Genomic DNA, 23,708 nt, shown 5'->3' with positions numbered 1-23,708 from the left:
AGCACCAAATCTCTCATATACTTTTATCCACCTGTCAACTTCTGACTTTGACTTGATCCCATGCTTCCTGGCCAGTGGTCTAATTCCTAATTTCCCCTTTTGATATTCTCTGACCACCATTAATTTCAAATCATCACTATATTTTTTAGTCAAAAGAAACACCCCAAAAGATTAGATTTTGACTCTAACTTTTGGGGTGCACGCCAGTGCCTGTCCCCATTTAAGAAGGGCTGCTTAGTTTAAAAAGGATATGTATTAATAAGAGCGAATTTAGTATATAAAGGTGTTTAGAAGATTTATGGAGCGAAGGGGCAGGTTACTAAGAAATCGCTGCTTCTGTCATAATTGACAAATACTGTGAATTGAATTTAAAGAAAAACAAGTGAAGCAAATAGATTTTTTGAAAATAATGTCTGAAAATATAATAATTTTTAGGAGATGAGGTAGTGAGTGAAATAGATAAACGAAACAGATTAAGTGAAGAACCTTTTACTTATCAAACAACGAAAAAAGGAACGGTAGCAATCTATTACAAAGGGAAACAAATTAAAATTATAAAGGATAGTGAGGCAGAACGCCTTTTAGCAAGAATTAAAGATGTTGAAGATAATATAATAGAAATCCAGTTATTGTTAGCTAAAATTACGGGAAACTTTAAACGTGGTAATGAAAAGAAGATAGGTAAAAGTAAAAGAAAATAAACTTAACTAAGCCATTACTTCGTAGATTGAACAAATGGAACAAAATTAGAGAAGGTACTAGTTGCACGGGTGCTAACCTTCAATAAGAATCTAAAACAAGGGTCCCAATTAAGATCCTTGTTTATTGTTATTTATTAAAAATAATGTTTTACATGGCTTTTTAGAAAAAAAGTACATCCAGTGTTATCAAACCATATAAGGCTGAATACCTTCAATTCTTATCGGGGGTATTAATAAAAAGGATATTTATGGTAGGATAAAACCGTGCTATATGTTATGGTTAGTCTAATATTGCCCTAAAAAATGGGTCTGGTGAAGAATACGGATAGGCAACAGTAGAGTGGAATGATTGCTAAATAGGTATAAGAAATAAAAAATGGTCATTTGAGGGAATGTATGTTGCTAAAGTTGTTAACTGCTATTTTGTTGTCTTATTTTCTGGGAAGCTTGACGGCTGCTTATTACGTAACAAAATGGATGATAGGAAAAGATATTCGAAAACTTGGGAGCGGTAATGCTGGAGCCAAAAATGCCGGGAGACATTTGGGTAAAAAAGGATTTTTATATACATTGCTCCTTGATATGGCAAAGGTCATCGTTGCACTTACTATAACGACTATTTTCTTTCCGGAAAATAAAATAATGTTGTTAATTAGTGCTTTTTTCTTGCTGGTAGGGCATATTTGGCCGATGCAACTAGGCTTTAAAGGCGGAAAAGGAGTGGTCGTTTTTTTAGCGTCAACGTTGTTTCTTGTTCCAATTGCGATTCCTGTTTTGGGGATTTGTTTCGGAACCGGTTACCTATTTACTCGGAATTTTACGATGGCTGGTTTGATTTCAATGGCGTCCATTCCCATTACAGCTTGGATAATGGGAGAATCCTATTTTGCAATTGGCCTTTTCATTTTGCTCCTGATTCTTGTACACCAACATATTAAAAAATGAACAGGTTTCTTTTTATCTAGGGGAGGTAAGAGAATGGAACCAAATTCTCTCACATATAAAATAGCTTCGGAACCGGAAGAGATGGAACAGATCTATCAATTAAATTATGAAACATTTGTCGAGGAAATCCCTCAGCATCAGCAGAACCGGGACCGTCGTTTAATAGATAAGTTTGATCGTGAAAATGTCTATATCATTGCAAAAGATGCAGGAGAAGTGATTGGAATGATTGCAGTGCGTGGCAATCGTCCCTTTTCGCTAGACTATAAGTTGGATGATTTAGATTACTATTTACCAGCGCATGCAAACCCCTGTGAAGTCCGGCTGCTCTCTGTGAAAAAAAACTATCGAAAAACCAGGGTTTTCTTTCAATTGGTCAACGAACTGGTTAGCTATTGCTTGGGAAAAAATTATAACATGGCACTTATTTCAGGTACTGATCGGCAAATCAACTTATATAGAAAAATTGGTTTCGAACCGTTTGGACCAATGGTTGGGAAAACGGGGGCCATGTTTCAGCCGATGTACTTGACACTGGAAAAGTTTGAGACGTCAACAAAGGCTTTTACAAGGTTGGTGAAGCAAAAAAAGCATCCTTTGAAACGAATGAACTTTCTGCCTGGCCCTGTAGAGGTTAAGAAAGAAGTTGAATATGCATTCAGAAAAACAGCTATATCGCACCGCTCGGATGAATTCAGTAACGAAATGAATGCAGTCCGGGCAAAGCTATGCGAACTCGTGAATGCGAATCATGCCCAAATTGTCATTGGGACCGGAACTCTTGCGAATGATTTAGTAGGCGCTCAATTGAAAAAGCTCCCCGGAAAAGGTCTGGTCCTTGCAAATGGAGAGTTTGGATACCGGTTAATGGACCATGCGGACCGGCTTGGGTTGAAGTACTACAAATTGGCGAAGCAGTGGAATGAAAGGATCTCGATTGATGAAATTGAAGGCGTTCTAAATACATATGATGATATCGATTGGATTTGGACCGTACACTGTGAAACATCGACTGGCTATCTTTACGATTTAAATCGAATCATTGAAGTAGCCAAAAAGCATCAATTAAAAGTATCCGTAGATGCCTGCAGTTCTGTTGGAATCGTTCCCATTGATTTAAAGGATGTATATTTAGCAAGCACCGTAAGCGGAAAGGGACTTGGTTCCTATCCCGGGTTAGCAATTGTTTTTCATCAGGAGGCGATTGGGCCTGATAAAGAAATACCGAGATACTTAGACTTGGGACAGTATGCCAGTGCGGACAGTGTACCGTATACCCACTCTTCAAACCTGCTTTCTGCCTTGCACCAAGCGGTAAAACAAGTGGATTTCGAAAATAGACATACTTTGGGGCATGCTGCAAAAAGACGATTAAGTGATGCAGGATTCACAATCCTGGGGAATGAAATGTTTTCTCCCGGTATCGTGACGATTGCCCTTCCAGATACGATATCTTCAAAAACGATTGGTGACCAACTGAAGGAAAAGGGCATTATGGTTAGTTATGAAAGTAGTTACTTAATGGAAAAAAACTGGATCCAGTTTGCATTTATGGGGGATTTAAGAGGGGCGGAGATTGAAGCCGCGATTGCCATTTTTGAGAAAACGGTGGGTTGTTGTGTTGAGAGGGTTTGACGCAATCGTATTTTATTTTCAGATCATGATGCAAAGGTTTTTCAAGTATGACAAACAATCCTTTTTACCTAGAAAAAGAATTCTTACGTTTAATGTTTGAAGAATGACGACTGTAAGTGATGCTTATCCTTCATAAAAATTGTTATAAAAAATGCCTGGAGTCAATCCAAGCATTTTTCTTTGCGCATTTACTTCCCAAAATTGTATATTCATTCTCCTAATGGCGATGTGAAACATCCTGTTAACTCGAGTTTGCCCCTCACAAGCGAACCCATGGCTGAATTCTCAGGCCATTTTCATTCCCTAATTCACTGCCAAGGCCCGTTTGCCCATGGCGTTGTAGATTTTTATGAACTTATCCTTTGGTATTTTCACATTTTTCACTAGCTCGCTGTCATTGAAATACACATAGTTTGCGTCGACCCCGGTTACAACCACGCAATGCAGCGGCCGAGCCGCGTTGATCGTCTTGCCTGCAGGCGTTTTCCATGTGCGGGCTTTCGGCATTTCATGGCTGATCGTAAACCATGCAAGCACTGGCTTGCCGTTGCGTATATATTTTTCTATTTCGGAGAAGTTCTTTCCTGTCAGATTCACTCCGCCGGGTCGGTACTTGTCGAGCACTTTTTTCAATGGCCCTGGGTTGATGGTATACCCATTTCCGTAAGGTGTTCCGACAAAGCCTGCATTGGGATCGCCCCAGATTCTGATGGAGCCATCCGCATTTCTCACGAGCTTGGTTTTGTCATATGGCATTTGATTGGCCAGTGTCGTTTTGGTTACTTTTACCCCATGATACTGCAGGGCCATTGCGAGTGCCGTTGCTTCACAGCCGCTTGGCAGCTCTGGCCGCTGGGCGATAATCGGCACTTTCAGCCGGACTGAGCTAGTGGCAGCATTGCCCGTCGTCACGTAATCCCCGCTGACATACCCTGTTTTCCCATTGTAGGAGATTTTATACCAGCCATTGCTTTCCCTTTGGATGACATTCAGGAGAGTGCCATTTTTTAATACTCCAATTTTACTATATTGTGTGCCTGGGCCGGTCCTCACATTTAAGGCAGCCGTGTTGACACGGTAGGTATTGGCCCGAAGGTAATCCCCGCTGACATACCCTGTCTTCCCATTGTAGGAGATTTTACACCAGCCATTGCTCATTCTTTGACTCACCTGAAGAGTTGTACCTTGTTTCACCTGGCCAATCCGTGAAAAGTTCGTGCCTGGTCCTGAACGAACATTCAAGGTTGTTGCGGTCACCGTATAAGAAAGGCTGGCGGCTTCCACTATGGCGGTGTTTGTTTCTGAAAAAGGGGGCTGCGGCATCAGCAAGCTGCTGGCGAGGATGGATGAGATGATGATTACCTTTGAAATCTTTTTCAGCAAATGACTGGAGCGCCGATTCTGGTTATCTGACTGGGCCATGACATACCTCTCCTTTACTAGAGTCATTTGTCCAATAGAGCAATCTATTATTTAAATATTACTGGGTACCTGTAAATTCCAATAATTGGTTTGTTCTACTTATATGATATCACTCTCAGACATTTAGGTGCGGATGAAAAGGCGAAATTTTTTGACACTTTTGGAATAAATCCAAGCTTAACGGAGAACGAGAAAATTTTTTAGGAAAAGGTTAAGCGGACCTTAAAAAAACAGCCTGTCCAAGGGCGAATATACCCTTTGGACAGGCTGTTTTGAGTTGGCTGCGCCAAAATTCCGCAAATCGGCTCCATTATTGTCAGGATAGCATCAATTATTGGCTGAGTGCATGGATTACTGGTTGGGTTACACTGAGTAATGGATGGATTGCATCAATTAATTTCAGGTTTGCATCGATTACTCGACTTATTGCATCAATTATCCCGGCGATTGCATCAATTATCCATGTTATTCGAAAAACCTGTGTCCAGGTTGTGACAAAAGCAGTCTCTCATTGGTAAAATACAACCTGCTCCACATTTTTCACCCACTCGGCAGCTCGGGACCCATCAGGATTGGCTTTCCAAAGAGTTCTGTTTCGGTCCGTAATGGAGGTTCCTCTAAGCCAAACAATTTTGTTTATTCCATTAATGAACTGCGGCGCATAGTCACCAAACCCGGGGGGCGGGGAGGTGATCTTCCTCTGTTTATTTTCAGCAAGATCGATAAAATAAAGCGCAGGCAGCGGATGCTTGCTGAAATCATTGGTCCATTCCTGCTCTTTTATTCTTTCGGCAACGAGGGAAGTGTTGGTGATCCAACTGAAATCCAGGTCGGCGTAATCGGCAGGAGTCAGGCTGCCTGAAACCGGCATGTCCCTGACTTTCAAATCCTTGTTTTTAAATCCGAACACAATCCGTCCGCCTCCGGCTATGAAGGCAACGGTATCGGCGGAAGGAGCCCATTTTGGTTCACCAACCTCGAACACGATTTCATCCAGCACCTCAAAGTTATTTCCTTCATGATCAATCACGCAAAGCATGTTGCTGTCCATGGACCACGAGGCGGTCGGCGAAACGATGAAGGAAATCCACCTGCCGCTCGGGGAATAGTTGAAATGTTCAGCATTAACGGCGATAAGCTTGTTCTTGGCAGTAGTTCCGACCTCCCTTGGCAATGTAAAAAAGGGCTCCACTCCGCCGAAAAGCTCAATCTTTTCATAAGGCTTGGCGACTTTTTTTGTAAAAAGAGCGGCGCTCGACCAGCCATCAGGGCGAAGCGTCCCGGCCGCAGACAGCAGAAACCCCGAGCCGTCCGGAAGCCAGGTATAGTCACTGACACCAGCTGCAATATTGTAAAACTGTTTTAAGTTGGAGATATTTAAAATGCCACGGGCATTAAAAGCCAGTTCATTTCTGTTGGGGGCCCACTTTGGCGAATAGCCATCATGGAAAATCTTCTTATTTTCACCGCTTTTCGCGTTGTAAATCCATACCTCGGACTGTTGCTTTTCGTCTGTGGCAGGCTCTATGGCTACCGATAGCTGATAGGCGAGCATGTTCCCGCCAGGCGACCATTTTGGTGTGCCGAGGATTGTGCCTGATCGAGTGATCTGGGTTTCCTCGCCGTTTTTTAATACCCACAGGTTGCCTTCACGGATGAAGGCGGCTTGGATGTTGGCGGCGGAAGCGGAGGATGGTGAAAGCGGAAGCAGGATCGCCAGAAGCAGCGTGAGCGTTAGAATCCTTTTCATGGATGAATCTCCTTCTGATGTGTTGTTCCTACTATCTGCAATAGGTGTTTTTTTATGTGGTTGTTAAAAGGAAAGGCAGCAAAAAAGCAGCCTGACTTGGCCAGGCCGCTCTCTTACCTTAGTTGATGATGTACGAGAACCGTCCCCCTGCCTCACTTACCTCACTCTGGCAAATCCAAATCCGGAGGCATGGTCGTCGCCTGTTGCGGCGCCGTATCCGCCTTTGATGTCATAGAGTTTGGCTCTGCGCTGCAGTTCGGAGCGCAGCTGGGCGTTGCTCCAGGAGGAGTTGGACGACCAGAGCTTTGCGGCAAGTCCGGCTACGTGCGGAGTCGCCATGGATGTTCCTGAGATGGTATTGTAGTTTCCATCATACCAGGTGGAGAGAATGCTGCTTCCTGGCGCCGAGATTTCCACATCGCGCTCATGGATGATGTAATCATTATCGGTTGCCGAGTTTCCTCTTGATGAGAAGTTCGCTACCCTGTAAGTGCCATTCTGCTGGACGTTTTCGAGGGCCGCCACGGCGACCGCTTTTGTCAATGCGCCCGGGTATCCAATGGTATTGTCGGCATATCCGCTGTTGCCGGCCGCAGCCACTACAAGGGTTCCCCGGCTATATGCGTAGTCAACGGCGCTGGCGATCATTGAATCCTTGCCGCTTGAACCGAGGGACATATTAATGACGACTTTCGAACCTGTTCTTACTGCTTCGTCTGCAGCATGGCGGATCGCGCCGGCAATGTCATCGGAATAGCCCGAACCGCTGTCGGTGAGTACTTTATACGCCCAAAGCTTGGCCTGAGGCGCGACACCGTAGACTCCCAGCCCATCTGAAGCGCCGTGTGCAAGCGCAGAGCCGGCAACATGCGTACCATGGCCATTTCGGTCTGTACAAGATCCATTTACCATAGGGGATAAAAGCTGAGTGAAATCTTTGCACTGCTCACCCTGGCCTCTCAGATCATAGTGATTGGTATAAACGCCAGTGTCCAGGACCGCGATTTTGATTCCTGAGCCCCCGGATGTCGCAGTAATGCCGGCATCATTATAAATCGCCTCAATGCCCCAAGGAGTCCTGTCGCTTGGCAGGGAAGAGAGGGCTGTTGCACTGGCATCCTGCTTTGCCGGGTTTTCCCTGCTGTCGAGCTCTACTTCAGGTACTCTATCAATCTTAAGATTTTTATTCTTCAATAATGCCTGGTACTGCTTTTCATTCACATTGGTTGTAAATCCTTCACTGCCAAAATCCCAGCGGACCCCAAAATTCCTCTTTGCATCCGCCATCTCCGAATTTGGCCCTTTAATCACAACACGGAGAGACTTGTTTGTTTCCGGTGCCTGTGCGCCGGTACCGGCCGCAAACAAGGAAAGGCCGAGGGAAAGTGCAACAAAGGCAGATCCAAGCTTTGTTCTCTTTTTCATTTGGTTTCTCCTCTCAATTCTGGTATGTACAGCCATAACCAGCTGTAATATTTAGTTTATTTTAGGACTTTATTCCATTTCAATAGAAATGATTGGAAACAAGGTTGGGAAAATATCCAGCATGATTTTTAAAAGATTACGATGAAAACAGCCTCTAGACAGGACTATTTTGCTAAAAAAATTTGCTTATATGGCGGCATTGTCCCTATTTTCCTATTAAAAAATTTCCCAACATGCCACCGCAGGTTATTGATTGTAATGTTTGGAATATTTACATTACGATAAAAACACAGCAAAACATAAGCTGATGTTAAATGGTTGAGAGGGGCGATTGAATGAAGAAGAAACGACTGCTTGGAGCTGCTGCACTTAGTCTGACGATGGGGTTATCGGTTTTTGCCTCAGGGGCATTCGGACAGGGAGCAGATGCCAAGGAAACGTACCGGGTATGGATCCAGGGTCCAAGTTCCGCCAAATCACAAGCCAAACAGGATTACGGGGTGCGCTGGGAATTTGGCAGCGATGGCTTCACAACCACAGTAAACGGAAAGCAATATCAGGCCTTATTAAAAAATAAAAATCTTAAAATTGAGGAAGTCCCGGAGGTTACTCTGGAAACAACGGTTGAAACAGCAGCAAAACCAGGTGCTGGAGCTGCATCGCTTCCTAGTGACCAGACTCCTTGGGGAATCGAAGCCATCTATAATGACAGCTCTATCCAGACTCCTTCTGGCGGTGACAACGTAAAGGTAGCGGTCCTGGATACAGGCGTCAATATCAATCACAGGGATCTGGCCGGCAGCGCGGAACAGTGCAAGGATTTTACACAGAATCGTTCGCCTTTGGTCAATGGCTCCTGCGGTGACAAGAATGGACACGGCACTCATGTGGCGGGGACGGTCCTGGCACATGGCGGAAGTGACGGACTTGGACTATACGGAGTCGCTCCCCAGGCAGACCTTTGGGCATACAAGGTTCTGAATGACAGGGGCTCAGGCTATTCCGATGATATCGCCGGCGCCATCGAGCATGCAGCCAATGAAGCAAGCAGAACAGGCTCCAAAGTGATTGTTTCCATGTCGCTTGGCTCCAGTACGAAGAATTCACTCATTACCAATGCCGTTGACTACGCCTACAGCAAGGGAGTTCTTGTTGTCGCGGCAGCCGGTAACAGCGGTCCGAACGCAAACACGATCGGCTATCCGGGGGCGCTGACAAATGCCGTGGCCGTTGCCGCCCTTGAGAATGTGCAGCAAAACGGAACGTACCGAGTGGCCGACTTCTCTTCGAGGGGGAACCCTGCCACAGCTGGAGACTATGTGATCCAGGAACGGGATGTCGAAGTTTCCGCCCCTGGCCGTGCGATTGAATCCACTTGGTTTGATGGATCCTACAATACGATCAGCGGAACGTCCATGGCTACGCCGCATGTTTCCGGACTCGCCGCCAAGATTTGGGCCTCCAACCCTTCGATGAGCCATACCCAGCTTAGAAGCGACCTGCAAAACCGCTCCAAGCTTTATGACATCAAAGGAGGCACAGGAGCCGGAACAGGCGACGACTATGCATCAGGATACGGTTTCCCGCGGGTAAAATAAATCAGGGTAAAAGCCATCTGAGCTAGTTCAGATGGCTTTTCTTGTCAGGCTGCTGCCGGCAAACCCATTTTGAGGCATAAGAACACTCCCCTTGTAACGTTTAAACTTCCCGCGCGACATATATAATAAGAAGTGAATCTACTTGGAATGAGGCGGAACAATGAAAAAAGCATGGATGCTGTTCCTGTTGGGTATCTTGCTTGCAGGATGCGGAACAGGCGGCAAGGTGCCGGCCAATGAGCCGGCTGAGGAAACGAGCGGCAAAGGGAGTGGGGGAATCGTGGCAGGKGAAATGGAGGCCAGCTTGACCGAGCAAGACGCATTTTTGTTTGAATATGAAGTGAAGAACCAGACCGAAAAGGAAGTAACGCTTGAATTCACCAGTTCCCAGCGATTCGATTATTCGGTATCGACCAAGGACGGAAAGGAGCTGTTCCTTTTCTCGAGCGTCGCCAGCTTTTTGCAGGTATTGGGCACCGAGACGATCAAGCAAGGAGAATCGCTCACCTACGAAATTGACCTCACTGACCTCAACCTCGAAAAAGGCCAGTACCTCCTGTCAGCCTGGATGACCCCGCAAGACGGCCCAAAATACAAAACCATAACACAGTTCACCGTGGAATAGAGCAGGGGGACGGTTCTCGTGCATCAATTCAACAAAAGCAGCCTGGGCAGTGGCAGCACTGTTCAGGCTGCTTTTATTAATGGCAGCAATTTTCGAAATCTGCTTTTCTATTATTTTATCTAAAAACCATTTTTAACATACTGGCTCTKATTCTACCCTGAAGGAGACGGTTTACAGCCTATCGCAACCTGCCCAATTTAATCAATCGTTTGATTAAGGGCTAAAACAGACATGTTCCTGAAATAATAAGAGCGGGGACAGCTGAAGTGTCCCCGCCCCCTTATTTTACAAGCATCTTCACCGCTAAGGCAAAGAGGAAGGCGATTGCCGTGCACCCGAGAATATAGGCTGAAATAAAACCCACAGCTATCCCGCCCCATGGGTCTCCGGTAGACGCAACCACAAAGCTTGCTATAAAGCCGAGAATCCCAAAAGCCAGGCTGGCCAGAACTGGCCTGAATGTTTTCTTCGGGCGGAAGTACAAAATGGCAAGCACCAGCAGCAGGGTGTAAAGTCCCCCAATCGTCCAACTGTTTACCGCTGCATCGAGAAATTTCACCGGACTGTTTGAACTCTTTACCTTCGGAAGAACCAATGAAAGCTCCTCTACATCCCCGTCGTCAAGCCCCACAGTATGAACCCGGTACTCCTCCGGGCTCCCCGGCCAGTTTCGATCATGCAGAAAGATAATCTTGTCTTCATTATGGTAAAAGACGGGCGAGACAACAGAACTTTTCAGGTCGGTCAGCCGGGTGGACTCGCCGTTTTCCAGGTTCCGGACATACAGTTCATACTCAAACAGCGACGAATTCTTCGATTCGGGCGATACCGCTGTATAGGCAGCCTTGTCTCCATCCGGCGAAAAGGTCAGGTGAAAAGGTTCAGAGGGCATCTGTGATGTCAGCTCAGAACCTCGTTTGCGTCCTTCTTCGATATTGTAGACATACACATCTGTAAAATCCTTGAAGTAGATTTCGGTGCCATCCTTGGAGAGAGACAGGCTTTCCATCGTAAAATGATCAGAGTCTGTCAGCTGTTCCAGGCCTTGGCCATCAATGCCTACGGAATACAAATCAAGGCCTTCCTGTGTTTCACCTTCCGCTTTTAGAAATTCTTCGCCTTCAATTCCAGCAAAGAACACCTTTTGTCCGTCCGCGGAAAAGAGCGCGTCCGCTACATGCAGATCATCACCGGATAGTTTCTTTGGGGCGCTGCCGTTGTTATTGGCCACAATGAGGGACTGAATCCTCTCCTTGTTCTCCGAAACGTACAGAATCTTCCTGCCATCCCTTGAATACGCGGGGTGGCTGTGGCGGCCTTCCTTTGGAAACGTGATTTGCTCACTTTTCATCGTATCCATATCGGCACTATAAATCGCTTCCCTGCCATTTTTATAATAGGAAAAGGCAAGACGCTGATCGTCAGCAGACAATGCCAGCCTGCTCCCAAGGCCAGTGTGATATTTGTAGACATCGCCGTCCCGCATCAGGAAGTAGCTCACTGAAAAGGCCAGCAAAAGAACCGTAACGACGATGCCAGTTAACAGGTATTTTTTATTGATGTCTTCTCCCTCCTTATTAAACGGAATATATTCCGAATAATGGAAATTATGTATATGTCTTATTGTAGGGGAATGTGGCGTGCTTGTCACCCTCTTTGCTGTCGAAAGACGATATTTTCCGGGGAATAATGGAGGATTTAGGGGAGTGAACAGCATGTAAAAAGGGAAGGAGATAGGTGTCAGGAGGGGTTAGTATGAATAAAACAATTTTTATAACAGGCGCAGGGAGCGGGCTTGGCAAGGGGGCAGCGCTCGGGCTTGCCCGGAAAGGCCACAGGGTGATTGCCACAACGGAAATTACGCCCCAGAAAACCGCTCTTTTAAGGGAAGCGCGGGAAGAGGGGCTTGATTTGGAAGTGTTCAAGCTCGATATCACCAACTTTAGGGACAGGGCGCAGATCGAGGACTATGATTTTGACGTGTTTGTCGCCAATGCGGCGATTAATGAAGGCGGGCCGCTCGCCGAGGTGCCGATGGACCGCGTCCGGGCGCTTTTTGAAGTGAATGTGTTCGCCACCCTTGAAACAGTGCAGCTTGCCGCCAGGAATCTAGTAAAAAAAGGTATCGGCAAAATTGTGTTCATGAGCTCGATGGCAGGAATCTCGGCCACGCCCTATGTCGGCCCCTACACCGCGACCAAGCATGCAATTGAAGGGATCGCCCAAACGATGAAATCGGAACTGGAAGGCTTTGGTGTCAAGGTGGCGACCATCAACCCGGGTGCTTTTGATACAGGATTCAATGATCGCAGCGGAGAGGAAATCTGGAAATGGTTCGATGATGAAAAGAACTTCACGAAAAAAGAAGACATCCTCAAACAGCAGGAAGGGCTGAAGAACCAGTTCGACCCGGAGAACATGATTGAAAAAATGATTGAAATCATCCCCGCAGATTCCCATAAATTCCGCACGGTTTATCCCGAAGATACCGAAAAGCAGCTAAAGAAAACCGAGCAGGAACGCTGGGAAATGGAGATATAGCAAGAGGACAAGGGGGCGCTCCCCTTGTCCTTTTGGTAAAAAAGGCTCAAAATAAAATTTAAAATATTTGGAAAATTGGTAGCTTGGTAGCTTGTACCCTCTCATTCTAGTGAACTACGATATGGATGTAAGAATCTGGGGTTTGCTAGTTTAACAGCAAGCCAACTAATGGGAGGGGAAAGCATGGTTATGCGAAAAAAGGGGTTAAAGGTAGCAGCTTCACTTTTAGCTTTGTCGATGGCCTTCGGTCCAGTCGGGATTGCGGCTGCTGATGGAAGCGGCGGCAAATCGGCTTATTCACAGGATCAGAAAGTGGTGGCAAGGGTTGACGCGGCACGGGCAATCGAGCATATCCGCTATCTGTCAGAGGAAATTGGCCCTCGTCCTGGCGGGCTGCAGGCGGAGCATGAGTCCGCTCAGTACATTGCCAACGTCCTGAAGGGCTATGGCTATGACGTAGAATATCAATACTTCCCGGTAGCCGATCAGTACATAGCACAAGTTGCTCTTGCCGACGGAACGAAATGGCAGATGGCCGCTGCTCCGAATGGAAGGGTGAGCAAGGAAGCTGTCACTGGGGAAGTGATCTTTGTAGAAGGTGGCGGCAGTCTTTCTGATTTCCCGGCTGATACGGCGGGAAAGATTGTTGTCATGCCGCGAGCTTCGACAACAGCTGGATACCGTACACAAGTTGACAATGCAGTTAAATCCGGTGCAGCAGGCGTCATCCTGCAAAGCCTTGTCGGAAGCCGCGGAAACTACGGTCAGACATTCAATCCAAGCTTGACGACTAATGTTGACATCCCAGTCTTTGGAGCGGCGTTTATCCAGGGTGAATGGCTCAAGGAGCAGCTGGCGGAAGGGCCGGTTGAAATCTCCCTGACTGCTGAGCATTTCACTAACCTGCAATCTGTTAACGTCATTGCCACCAAAGCTCCTAAGGTGAAAACAGCAAATACAAAAGAAGTCATTCTCGGAGCCCACCATGACAGCGTTGTCGGTGCGCCTGGCGGGAATGACAATGCTTCCGGAGTCGGCTTGATGCTGGAGCTTGCGCGTGTGTATAAAGGCTATAACACCGATAAAGAGCTGAAGTTCATTGCCTTTGGTTCCGAAGAGCGCGGCCTGCTTGGCGCKAGACACTATGTGGATCAATTAAATCAGGAACAGCGCGAAAATATTGAAGCGGTATTCGTTCCGGACATGGTTGCCACAAGCTATGAACCAGCGAAAAACCTATATGCGATGACGCCAAATGGATCGAAGAATATTGTCACGGATTCTACTGTGGCAGCAGGAGCCCGTCTTGGAAATTCCGACATCCTGCCAGGCACATTCGGTTCAAGTGACCATGTTCCGTTCCATAATGCCGGCATTCCTGCCGCCTTGTTCATCTGGATGGGAATTGACAGCTGGGACCCGCTAGTCTACCATATCGAGAAAGTCTACCATACACCGCAGGACACAATTGAAGACAATGTCTCGCCTGAAAGAATGAAATCAGCCCTCGACATCATCGGAGCCGGATTGTTCGATGTGGTGAGGAAAGACGTGCCCGCATTAAACAAAAAATAGCCCCCGCAAAGAGAAACGCCGCGCTCAGCGCGGCGTTTCTTCACTGCGCTAAAGGGTGCCTGACCCGCAGTGCGGTGCAGTGTTAAAGGGTGAGAGGCCTCTTTGATGAGGCGCTAGAACCTGCTCCGTGCTACACTTGGGATAAACGAATGGAAGGTTGATGGGATGAGAGTAGCGATTTTTGATTTTGACCGCACGCTGTTTCCGGAAGAAACATTTCCTCTGCTGATGAAGCACTTGAAAACCCACCCTCGGAAATACCGCTCCTTTATGTCGAGAATGCTGCCAGTATATGCCGCCTATAAATGCAAGCTTTACCCGGAGCAAAGGATGAGGGAGCATTCAATGCGCAGCTATATCACATCTTTTGGAAAGGCTACGGAAACGGAGGTAAACCAGTTCTTTTTCCAGCTTGGGAGCATGATGAGCGAAAAGCTGAGTGAACCGGTGCTCGCGAGGCTGCAGCAGCATCAGAAGGATGGCTATTATATTATGCTGGTGTCGGGCGCTTTTCAGCCTCTCCTCAATTCGGTGGCCGCCAAACTCCCATTTGATGAGATCATCGGCACCAATTTTCACAAAAACGACCTGCAATACATAAATGGCAGCCGCAAAAAAGAAGCCGTATATGAGCACCTCTCCCATATGGAAGTGGATTGGGAAAACAGCTTTGCCTACGGAGACAGCTATTCGGACTTGAATGTGCTGGAGCTCGTGGGCAATCCGGTGGCCGTTCAGCCTGAGCCGCGGCTTTTAGAAGTGGCGAGCAGCAGGCGCTGGGAAATCCTCGCGTAGGCGGATAATTGTCGAAAGGTTGCCCTGTCAGCTACAGTGTATCCTTCAGGCAATGAACACAGCCGAAGAACTTTACTCTGCAGACTAAAACAAGTAAAAACCCACCAAATTTGGCGGGTTTTTTCTTGTTTTAATCAAAATTGGCTAGTAATCTCTTGAATTTTGAAGGTTATAATCCCCCTACAGGCAATAAAAGTGGCCAAGCATATTTTTATTCCCCGTAAGCAGCAATATATTCCCCCTAAATCCTGTTTTATTCCCCCTCAAGTATGATATATTCCCCCTAGAGGGAATATAATCAAGGGCCAAGCCCTTATAATCCTCGTACTGGGAATAAACTCATGGACCCACCCCCATTTCACTTTATTACTGTAAAGTTACAGTTCTTTAACAAATCGCAGGATAAGACAGAATTTCCGCGGCGGTGGCGAATTTTATAAGTATAGAGATAAATAGGGGGCAATCTGAAGCTATTAGGGGGACTTACATATGTTGGAATTTGAAACCAATATTGATCAATTTGCCACTATAAAAGTAATTGGCGTTGGCGGCGGAGGAAACAATGCCGTGAACCGGATGATTGAGGACGGCGTGCAGGGAGTAGAGTTCATTGCCGTGAATACAGATGCGCAGGCGCTCAATATGTCTAGAGCGGAGGTCACGATGCAGATTGGCGGTTCGCTGACCAGAGGCCTTGGCGCCGGAGCCAATCCGGAAATCGGCAGGAAGGCGGTCGAGGAAAGCAGGCAGCAAATCAAGGATGCCTTGCAGGGTGCGGACATGGTGTTCGTTACAGCCGGAATGGGCGGCGGAACCGGGACTGGAGCCGCACCGGAAATTGCCCATATCGCGCGCGAACTTGGCGCCCTTACAATTGGGGTGGTCACTCGTCCTTTCGCGTTTGAAGGCCGCAAGCGGGCACAAAATGCGGCAGCCGGAATTGAAGAGATGAAAAAAGCCGTCAATACCTTGATCATCATTCCAAACGAGCGGTTGTTGGAAATTGTCGACAGGAAAACGCCGATGGTTGAAGCCTTCAGGGAGGCCGACAATGTCCTCAGGCAGGGTGTGCAGGGCATTTCCGACCTCATTGCCGTACCAGGCTTGATCAATCTGGACTTTGCCGACGTAAAAACCATCATGTCCAACAGAGGGACAGCGCTGATGGGCATCGGGGTGGCGTCTGGGGAGGACCGGGCCGCCGAAGCCGCCAAAAAGGCGATTTCCTCGCCGCTGCTCGAGACTTCAATCACAGGCGCAAAAGGCGTCCTGATGAACATCACAGGCGGCACGAACCTCAGTTTATATGAAGTCCAGGAAGCCGCCGATATTGTAGCGGCCGCAACCGATGAGCAGCTGAACATGATTTTTGGCTCGGTCATCAACGAAAACCTGAATAAGGAAATCATGGTGACTGTGATTGCGACCGGTTTCGATCATGAGGAGGAGGATGCTCCGCCATCGAACGCCTCGCGCCGGCCAGGCGACATGATCGCGAATTCCCGTCAGCAGTATGAGGCCTCGCAGTCGAGACAGCGGGAGCCGATTGCCTACACAGAGCAGGCCAACAATGCCCAAGATCCAAACTACGGCCAAGATCCAAACTTCAGCCAAGGCAGGAACCATGGCCGACAGAACCACCAAGACCAGCAAGGCAGCAACAGCCAGCCTTCACCTGCCCCTTACGAGCGGCAGCCTCAGAGGCAGGACGATTCGCTTGATGTCCCAGCCTTCCTGCGAAAGCGAAGCAGAAGACGATAACCCAAATAACAGGTAAAGGCCAAATCTCCTATGATTTGGCCTTTTTTATAATGGAAGATAATTTTTTGCAAAGGGGGTACTCCAAGCTATTTTTATCCCTGAATAATCTTCCTCAATGACCTTGCGGAAGCGCGGGCTTGAGCTGCACGGGGTGTCCAGGCCAAGCAAGGTGCTTGCGCTTTTTTATTTTAACAGGTAGGCTCAGGTTAAAAAGGGAGGTTGAATGATGGAGCCATTAAGAAAGGAAGACCATGTGCCCGCCAAACCCAATAAAGAAATGAGCCAGCAGAAGCTGTTCAATGTGATTGGCGGGGTCCTGCTGCTTCTGTGGGCGGCGGCCGGCTTGACGGAAAGGTTCGGGGCAGGCCATGTGTATCCGATCAATGATAAAATGACCGAATTTCTGATGTTCATCGCCGGGGTGGGCGTCCTCTATTTTGTCCTGACAAATGCCTACTTTTCGGGGAAACTCAGCAACCGGGTATTGACGGCCGTGCTTATCGCCTTATTTGTCGTTAATGCCATTCTGCTATTCTTTTATATATGAAAAAAAGCCCCCAAAACTGGGGGCTTTCCTCTTATTCTACGATTGTAACTTTAACTTGCTTCCTTCCCCATGCGAGTGCATCGCTTTGTTCAGGGATGAATACATCGATTCTGTTTCCTTTGATTGCTCCGCCGATGTCCTCAGCTGTTGCATACCCGTACCCCTGAACGTATACTTTCGTTCCAAGTGGGATCACATTTGGGTCTACGGCAATGACTTTTGCATTTGGATTAGCTTTCAGGTCGACACCTGTTTTCGTGATACCGATGCAGCCTGCGCAGTCAGCTGTATAAGCTGTTGCTTCGACCATGATTTCCTTGCCTGAAGGGGCAGAAGTCTGGGCTGCCGCAGTTTGTGCAACTGGGGCCTTTGCTTTTGCCTGTGCTGTCGTTTTAGCTGGTGCAGCGTTTTGAGCCGGTGCTTTTTTCGCTTTGGCTGAAACATTTTGAACGTTTTGAGCTTTTTCTGTTTTTACAGGTACAGCATTATGTACGTCCGTATAAATGGTTAATGCCAAACCAGGGTGGATCAGGTCGGATGATAGAGAGTTCCACTTCATCAGATTATCCACTGATACTCCATAGACTTGAGAAATATTCCAAAGGGTGTCCCCTTTACTAACCAAAACTGTTTTGACTGGTGAAACTTCGAGCGTTTGATTTGGATGGATCACGTCACCTGATAGATTGTTCCATTTTTTAATGGATGCAACGGATACTCCGTATTGTTTCGAAAGACCGTACAGGGTGTCTCCCTGTTTAACAACAACTTGTTCTGCTTGCACGCTTCCCGCGGCTGTGATAAAGAATGCCGCTGCTGCAATCAAAGATAAAAATTTTCGTTTCATTTTTCCTTGCCTCCCATCGGCTTTCTTTTGACTACGATGATTATACTAACATAGGAGTCTTACAATAAAAGAACAACGAGATATAAATTGGGTGACGAACATAACAGGCCTGTAACACAATGTAACAAATTTCGAGACCTGTAATATCTGGTTTCCCGAGATTTGCAGATGATTCCTATCGGGCCTAAATGGTAAGATGGTAGTATTCGACACAGCACCGTCTGTACAAAACGCGTATGGGGGATGAAGCATGGCTGGCGTAAAATCTGTAACAATCGATGGGGAAGGCATCTTTCTATTCAACAGTGCACTCTATGTGTTTGAATCGTCCAAGGGGTGCAGCCTGGAACTGGATATGATCGTAAGCGAAGTGGTTTTGCGAAAATACAAGGACAACGAAAGCCATATTATTGAAATAGAATTGGAAGATAACAGAGTCATAAGTTCGTTCATGTTTTTAAAAATAGTGCCGGGGAGGCTGCCGCACCTGAACTTGTTTTGCGACCTCGAAGACCCGGACGAGTATCCCGGCCTGCTCAAAGTGCACGAAAACGACCTGGAGTTCCCAGACGTCGAACAAGGCATCACGCTCGAGGAAATCAGGAAAGTGGAAATGCCCAATGAGAAGGTCACCTTGAAGCTGACACTGCCGATTGACCAGGTCGAGTGGCTGAAGGGAAAGAAAACGAAGGAATTGAATGCGATTTTTAAGGAATGGCTCGGGGAACACCTGAAAAAGTGAGAGAGGATGGCCTGTGCAGGCTGATTTTCAATAATTGATTCCGTTATGGAGTGAATTACTGCGATTATTTGGGGTATTGCCACATTTACGAGGCGAATTGGGATCCATTTTTTCCGGTATTGCCTCGTGCATGCGGGAATTGCATCAATTATCCACGGCAATGCATCAATGAATAAAAGAATTGCATCAATTATTGACAGGATTGCATCAATTATCTGGTTTATTAGAAAAACCTGTGTCCAAACTGTGACAAAGGGGCAAATCCGAGCACTTCAACACGACTCCGCTTTAGGATTTCCCAAGGCGAGATGCTAAAATAAAAGAAAACAAGTTCGGGGTATTGTTATGTTACATGCACAATATGTGAGAAGAGTAAGCTTAAAAAGAGACATCATTCCGTCCTTCAGCCGGTACCCGTTCAGCCTTCCGAGCGTGAAGGGGATGGACGAGCTGCCCCTCCACCCAAAAGTGACTTTTTTCATTGGTGAAAATGGCATGGGGAAGTCGACGCTGCTGGAGGCGGTGGCGGTTGCTCTCGGTTTCAACCCGGAAGGAGGAACCTTCAATTTTAATTTCTCGACCTATGATTCCCACTCTAAGCTCGCGGACTATCTAAAACTTGTCAGGGGAGTCGACAGGCCGCAAGACGGGTTTTTCCTGCGGGCCGAGAGCTTTTACAATGTGGCTTCCAATATTGAAGAAATGGACGAAGAGCCTGGAAAGCAGAAGGTCATTGACTCATTTGGCGGGGTTTCGCTCCACGAGCAGTCGCATGGAGAGGCGTTCTTTGCAACCTTCCTTCATCGTTTCCGCGGCGAAGGGATCTACATACTGGATGAACCGGAGGCCGCGCTGTCGCCGCTGCGGCAAATGTCGATGCTCACAAGGATCCATGATTTGGTCCGGAACAATTCGCAGTTCATCATTGCGACCCACTCGCCCATCATCATGGCCTACCCGGATGCACTCATTTACGAATTCGGCGAAGACGGCATACATGAGCGAAGACTGGAAGAAACGAATCATTACCGCCTCATGAAGCAGTTCTTTGAAGATAAAAACAGGATGCTTCACCATTTATTGGAAGTAGGAGCCGGACATGACGATTATTGAAAAACTGAAACTGGATAGATTCACCAATATGGCGGTCGTCAACCAGCCTGAGGACTATCAGCTGTTTGCAAACAGCCCGCTAGCACAAAACCATGATGGGATTTTCATCTTTGTTAAAAATATCGATGAGATGGCGGAACACACCAGGTTGATCGTGGAAAATGCCCAGCTTCTGGCGGAGAAAGGCTACCTCTATTTTGCCTATCCGAAAAAGGGCAACAAGCGCTATGACACCTACGTCCACCGCGATGAAATCTTCCCGGCACTGAAGGTTGGGGAAGATGGCTATGTGGGCAGCAGTGACATCAAATTTGCCCGAATGGTCTCAATGGACGATGTGTTCACTGTTGTTGGCTTGAAGCGTGAAAAGAAAAAGGCTGTGAAAACGCCGGCTGCGAGCCAGTGCGTCGGGGATTATGAGGACAATGTCAAGGATGTGGAAGCGCTGCTGGCTGACCATCCGGATCAGCTAGCTTTTTATCAAAGCCTGACGCCAGGCTATAAACGGGACTGGGCGCGCCACATCTTCTCGGCGAAGCAGCAGCAGACCAGGGATAAGCGCCAGCAGCAAATGGTGGAGGTTTTGGCCGAGGGATATAAAACGATGGATATGTACCGGCAAAAAAAGAAATGAAGGGTGAGACCAAGTTGAAAAAATATATTGTTTCGATGCTAACGCTCTTATTGATCCTGGCAGGCTGTGGATCCAATAATGAGGATTCCAGCCAGGCGGGGGAGGTTCCGGAAATCATTGAAGTCACCATCCTGACGCCTGACAGCCTGAACCCGAACGAAGAGGTTTCGCTTGAAGCCAAGGTGACACAAGGAGACGAGAACGTCGAGGATGCCACCGAAGTTAAATTCGAAGTCTGGAAATCGGGGGAAGATGAGCGTGAAATGCTGGAAGCCCAGCACCAGAGCGACGGCGTCTATGCCGTTAGCAAAACGTTTGAATCAGAAGGCGTCTATACCATTGTCGCCCATGTAACCGCGAGGGATATGCACAACATGCCGAAGAAGGAAGTGACCGTCGGCAATCCGGAAGCCGGGGACGGCCACCATGAAGACGAAGGCCAGCGCGGTGAATCGGACGGCGAAAACAGCCACCATCACGCTCATTCCGAGGTCGTGATTGAACTGGAACCTGGTGAAGCAGAAGCTAATCAAGAAGCAACCCTTACTGCTAAAGTCGAGAATGAAGGCGAACCCCTCACAGAAGGCGTCATCCGGTTCGAAATTTGGAAAGAGAACGAAGAAAAGCACGTTTATATCGAAGCAGCCGAAACAGCGCAGGGAGAATACCAAGCTTCCTATACATTCACAGCGCCAGGCACCTACAATGTGCAGGTACATGTTAACAAAGGTGAAATCCACGAACACATCCAGCAAACCATCAAGGTCAAATAAGAGGCAAGGGTTCCCCTGCCTCTTTTTTTAATATAATTTTTCAGTAGGGCCTTAATCAAACGTTTGATTAAATCTGTTAAACCACATAAGGGCTCATCCAGTATTGCCTGGGATAAAATGAGTTCCTTCCCGGCTGGAATGCTATTCCGGTAAAACGGCCTTTGCTTTTGCCTTGTACCACCAGCGGTATAAAAGGAGCACAACGGCCAGAAAGCCGGCATACAGCGAAATCCCGGCCAGCAGGGAAGAACGCGGGGCAACCAGCTGGCTGCCCAGGTAGGCGTAGGCAACCATGCCGGGAATCTTTCCTATCATGGTTGCCACTAGATATGTTTTAAACGGCATCGTGCTCAGTCCAGAATAGATGTTGACCACAGGAGGCGGCACGATGGGAACGATCCGGCTGAACAAAACGGCAACAAACGCATTCTGGCTGATAATCCGGTCGAACTTTTTGATTCCGTTGAAACGCGTAATATAGCTTTGGAACCTGGTGACGAAAAAATGGCGCGCCAGCATAAAAAAGATCACTGACGCTCCCACCGTTCCTACCCAGTTGATGCAGGCCCCGATCCAAACTCCATATTTTGCTCCCATCAAGCCGGCGAACACACTAAATGGAACTACCGGAACGACTCCAAAGAAAACCGCCAGTAAAAACATCATAGGCAGCTGGGCCAAATCCCCGCGGTTAAGCCACTCCAGCAGGGATTCCCTGTATAAAAAAGCAATCAGAAGAAGAATTCCATAAAGGAAAACAAACAAAATCCCCTTTTTCATCATAACGACTCCCTGTCAGCCCAATTACCAGGATTATTTCCGATTTACAGGCGAAATATAAGCAAGGGGACGGTTCTTGTGCTTCATTTCAAAATGAAGCACAAGAACCGTCCCTGTGTTTTAAAACAGCCGGTCTGGAGACAGTTTTCCTTTTATAATGAGTTTTTCCCTTTTTTTATCGCGCCAAATGTCGATGATCAGGACGAGTGTATAAGCTAGCAGCATGTTGATGATGGTTCCTCTTAATAGCTCGATGAGCACCGCGAGCATCCCGCCATCAAGAAAAACGAAAAACAGGCTGATTCCCAGATAAAACAGGTAGCCAACTAACATGAGCTCCACCAAAGCCAATGCTCTCACCATTCATCCTCCTTGTTATGTAGATTTTCCATTACCCGGTTTCCCTTTTTTAATGAGTTAAAACCCGCCAGGCAGAGAACAGGCCGGTGGTCCCAGTGAATGGGCTATAGGATATGGAAGTGAAGATAGCAAGTTATATTATTGCATGAAAAAGTGGCATGTAAAGTAGGTTGCCTTAAAAATAAGGAAGCCAGATGAAGGATCAGCCGTCACAAATGGGATGGAAGCCCGCAATTCCATTGCCGGTCTGTTCAGTCAAATTTCCCATTATAGGTCCGGTATTCATACTCAATCGTTCCGTCGGGAAGTACCTTGTACTTGATTTTAGCCTCCTCAAAGGCCTGGATGAGCGAGCTTTTTTCCAGCTGCTGCCTTACATTCAATTCATTGATATGGGATGTGAGTTCACCATTGTATGTCCCGCCTCTTTTTACGAGCATTTCAAGATAGGTGAGGATGAAAAGGCGCTGCTGCATAACCTCCGAAAAGCTTTCTTTATGCTTTATAAAGTTGTCTGGGGCTTTTAATTGGCCTGATGCGACGGTGAGGGTGCTGAGTTCCTCTTTTTTCCGCTGAAGATCAAGTAGATTTATGGAGGAAAGCTGGGAGGCTTGGGGCAAAAGGCTTCCTAAGATCACGTTGCTTTGCAAATTATATTGATCGCCTGCTTTCAGATAGTCGTACATCTTTCCATCCTTGTAAACGACCACATCATGGTAGAGCTTCGTCGGTATGCTGGAGAAAGTGAAGAGAAACAGGACGATGCCAAGAAGGCTGTATGTCCACCATGGCCTTTGTTTTCTTATTTTCCTGATGGGGAGATAGATGCTTTCCTCACCAAAATCATGACCTTCCCGATTCATCTTTTTAACCTGGTTCCTGAAATGCTTCTGCGCTGGAGTCGCCATGCACATCCCCCTCACTTTAGTCCTTTTTTATCACTTCCTTCCCATTTTACGGCAATGGTTCAATGTAACTCAATGGTTTTTTGGCGAATCATGGGGAATTAGGATGATTTTTGAAGAAAGGAAACCAAACAGAGGAAAAGTTTATTAAGTTTAGTGAACTCCGCCCTTCCTTTCATTATGCTTTGAACATAATTCCAGTTCTGTTGTTGCATACTACTTGTACCAAAAGGG

General features: G+C 47.1%; 23 protein-coding genes. 14 read left to right on the top strand and 9 right to left on the bottom strand.

Annotated elements, in window-relative coordinates; all coding sequences use genetic code 11:
* Positions 1–120, bottom strand: a 120-nt coding sequence (locus ADU22_RS02475; RefSeq protein ID WP_156324425.1) for a helix-turn-helix domain-containing protein, incomplete at its 3' end; no start/stop codon positions are given.
* A 326-nt stretch (positions 121–446) separates the two neighbouring features.
* On the opposite strand from ADU22_RS02475, the gene ADU22_RS02470 reads away from it, so the two are divergent.
* The 3 genes from ADU22_RS02470 (at position 447) to ADU22_RS02460 (ending at position 3,281) form a co-directional block, all read left to right on the top strand.
* A complete protein-coding gene (locus tag ADU22_RS02470) occupies positions 447–701 on the top strand; it encodes a hypothetical protein (RefSeq protein WP_053360749.1) in 255 nt (84 codons plus the stop codon).
* A 396-nt stretch (positions 702–1,097) separates the two neighbouring features.
* Positions 1,098–1,646 carry a glycerol-3-phosphate acyltransferase gene (locus ADU22_RS02465; RefSeq protein WP_053360748.1) on the top strand — a complete coding sequence of 183 codons (549 nt, stop codon included), beginning with the start codon at positions 1,098–1,100 and terminating at the stop codon, positions 1,644–1,646.
* A 33-nt stretch (positions 1,647–1,679) separates the two neighbouring features.
* The gene (locus tag ADU22_RS02460) at positions 1,680–3,281 is read left to right on the top strand and encodes an aminotransferase class V-fold PLP-dependent enzyme (protein WP_053360747.1); all 1,602 of its coding nucleotides are present in this window, start codon (positions 1,680–1,682) and stop codon (positions 3,279–3,281) included.
* Between the two features lie 303 nt (positions 3,282–3,584).
* On the opposite strand, the gene ADU22_RS02455 is transcribed toward ADU22_RS02460, so the two are convergent.
* The 3 genes from ADU22_RS02455 to ADU22_RS02445 form a co-directional block, all read right to left on the bottom strand.
* The gene (locus ADU22_RS02455; protein ID WP_053360746.1) at positions 3,585–4,703 is read right to left on the bottom strand and encodes an SH3 domain-containing protein; all 1,119 of its coding nucleotides are present in this window, start codon (positions 4,701–4,703) and stop codon (positions 3,585–3,587) included.
* A gap of 508 nt (positions 4,704–5,211) precedes the next feature.
* Positions 5,212–6,453 carry a TolB family protein gene (locus ADU22_RS02450; RefSeq protein WP_053360745.1) on the bottom strand — a complete coding sequence of 414 codons (1,242 nt, stop codon included), beginning with the start codon at positions 6,451–6,453 and terminating at the stop codon, positions 5,212–5,214.
* A gap of 156 nt (positions 6,454–6,609) precedes the next feature.
* Positions 6,610–7,878, bottom strand: coding sequence for a S8 family peptidase (locus ADU22_RS02445; RefSeq protein WP_053360744.1), 1,269 nt, complete (start codon positions 7,876–7,878; stop codon positions 6,610–6,612).
* 335 nt (positions 7,879–8,213) lie between these two features.
* Here ADU22_RS02445 and ADU22_RS02440 point away from each other — a divergent pair, with 335 nt between their 5' ends.
* Positions 8,214–9,476, top strand: a complete 1,263-nt coding sequence (locus ADU22_RS02440) for a S8 family peptidase (protein WP_053360743.1) — start codon at positions 8,214–8,216, stop codon at positions 9,474–9,476.
* A gap of 160 nt (positions 9,477–9,636) precedes the next feature.
* Positions 9,637–10,101 carry a BsuPI-related putative proteinase inhibitor gene (locus tag ADU22_RS02435; protein ID WP_053360742.1) on the top strand — a complete coding sequence of 155 codons (465 nt, stop codon included), beginning with the start codon at positions 9,637–9,639 and terminating at the stop codon, positions 10,099–10,101.
* A 280-nt stretch (positions 10,102–10,381) separates the two neighbouring features.
* On the opposite strand, the gene ADU22_RS02430 is transcribed toward ADU22_RS02435, so the two are convergent.
* Positions 10,382–11,752, bottom strand: coding sequence for a hypothetical protein (locus ADU22_RS02430; RefSeq protein ID WP_053360741.1), 1,371 nt, complete (start codon positions 11,750–11,752; stop codon positions 10,382–10,384).
* A 104-nt stretch (positions 11,753–11,856) separates the two neighbouring features.
* On the opposite strand from ADU22_RS02430, the gene ADU22_RS02425 reads away from it, so the two are divergent.
* The 5 genes from ADU22_RS02425 (at position 11,857) to ADU22_RS02405 (ending at position 17,320) form a co-directional block, all read left to right on the top strand.
* Positions 11,857–12,642: an SDR family oxidoreductase gene (locus tag ADU22_RS02425; protein ID WP_053360740.1), complete on the top strand. Its 786-nt coding sequence runs from the start codon at positions 11,857–11,859 to the stop codon at positions 12,640–12,642.
* A 189-nt stretch (positions 12,643–12,831) separates the two neighbouring features.
* Positions 12,832–14,217 (top strand): M28 family metallopeptidase, encoded by a 1,386-nt coding sequence (locus tag ADU22_RS02420; RefSeq protein ID WP_053364438.1) that lies wholly within the window; start codon positions 12,832–12,834, stop codon positions 14,215–14,217.
* Positions 14,218–14,382: 165 nt separating this feature from the next.
* The gene (locus ADU22_RS02415; RefSeq protein ID WP_053360739.1) at positions 14,383–15,012 is read left to right on the top strand and encodes an HAD family hydrolase; all 630 of its coding nucleotides are present in this window, start codon (positions 14,383–14,385) and stop codon (positions 15,010–15,012) included.
* A gap of 489 nt (positions 15,013–15,501) precedes the next feature.
* A complete protein-coding gene (gene ftsZ / locus ADU22_RS02410) occupies positions 15,502–16,773 on the top strand; it encodes a cell division protein FtsZ (protein WP_053360738.1) in 1,272 nt (423 codons plus the stop codon).
* Between the two features lie 226 nt (positions 16,774–16,999).
* Positions 17,000–17,320 carry a hypothetical protein gene (locus ADU22_RS02405; RefSeq protein ID WP_053360737.1) on the top strand — a complete coding sequence of 107 codons (321 nt, stop codon included), beginning with the start codon at positions 17,000–17,002 and terminating at the stop codon, positions 17,318–17,320.
* Positions 17,321–17,351: 31 nt separating this feature from the next.
* Here the strand turns inward: ADU22_RS02405 and ADU22_RS02400 are convergent, their stop codons facing one another.
* The gene (locus ADU22_RS02400) at positions 17,352–18,167 is read right to left on the bottom strand and encodes a 3D domain-containing protein (protein ID WP_053360736.1); all 816 of its coding nucleotides are present in this window, start codon (positions 18,165–18,167) and stop codon (positions 17,352–17,354) included.
* 250 nt (positions 18,168–18,417) lie between these two features.
* On the opposite strand from ADU22_RS02400, the gene ADU22_RS02395 reads away from it, so the two are divergent.
* The 4 genes from ADU22_RS02395 to ADU22_RS02380 all read left to right on the top strand — a co-directional run bounded on the left by ADU22_RS02395 (position 18,418) and on the right by ADU22_RS02380 (position 21,429).
* Positions 18,418–18,909, top strand: a complete 492-nt coding sequence (locus ADU22_RS02395) for a hypothetical protein (protein ID WP_053360735.1) — start codon at positions 18,418–18,420, stop codon at positions 18,907–18,909.
* 345 nt (positions 18,910–19,254) lie between these two features.
* Positions 19,255–20,022 (top strand): AAA family ATPase, encoded by a 768-nt coding sequence (locus tag ADU22_RS02390; protein ID WP_197280013.1) that lies wholly within the window; start codon positions 19,255–19,257, stop codon positions 20,020–20,022.
* On the top strand, positions 20,009–20,656 hold the full coding sequence (locus ADU22_RS02385) for a YdeI/OmpD-associated family protein (protein ID WP_053360733.1): 648 nt from the start codon (positions 20,009–20,011) through the stop codon (positions 20,654–20,656). Before ADU22_RS02390 ends, ADU22_RS02385 begins: the two co-directional genes overlap by 14 nt.
* Before the next feature lie 14 nt (positions 20,657–20,670).
* Positions 20,671–21,429 carry a FixH family protein gene (locus ADU22_RS02380; RefSeq protein ID WP_053360732.1) on the top strand — a complete coding sequence of 253 codons (759 nt, stop codon included), beginning with the start codon at positions 20,671–20,673 and terminating at the stop codon, positions 21,427–21,429.
* 141 nt (positions 21,430–21,570) lie between these two features.
* On the opposite strand, the gene ADU22_RS02375 is transcribed toward ADU22_RS02380, so the two are convergent.
* The 3 genes from ADU22_RS02375 to ADU22_RS02365 form a co-directional block, all read right to left on the bottom strand.
* Positions 21,571–22,209, bottom strand: a complete 639-nt coding sequence (locus ADU22_RS02375) for a TVP38/TMEM64 family protein (RefSeq protein WP_053360731.1) — start codon at positions 22,207–22,209, stop codon at positions 21,571–21,573.
* Positions 22,210–22,329: 120 nt separating this feature from the next.
* Positions 22,330–22,569: a hypothetical protein gene (locus tag ADU22_RS02370; RefSeq protein ID WP_069188035.1), complete on the bottom strand. Its 240-nt coding sequence runs from the start codon at positions 22,567–22,569 to the stop codon at positions 22,330–22,332.
* 251 nt (positions 22,570–22,820) lie between these two features.
* On the bottom strand, positions 22,821–23,477 hold the full coding sequence (locus ADU22_RS02365) for a hypothetical protein (protein WP_053360729.1): 657 nt from the start codon (positions 23,475–23,477) through the stop codon (positions 22,821–22,823).
* Positions 23,478–23,708 lie beyond the last annotated feature (231 nt).

This window comes from Bacillus sp. FJAT-27251, from assembly GCF_001273925.1.
Lineage (GTDB): Bacteria > Bacillota > Bacilli > Bacillales > Cytobacillaceae > Mesobacillus_B.
The sequence above is the reverse complement of the archived record's forward strand: the minus strand, read 5'-3'. Positions and strand labels throughout refer to the sequence as shown.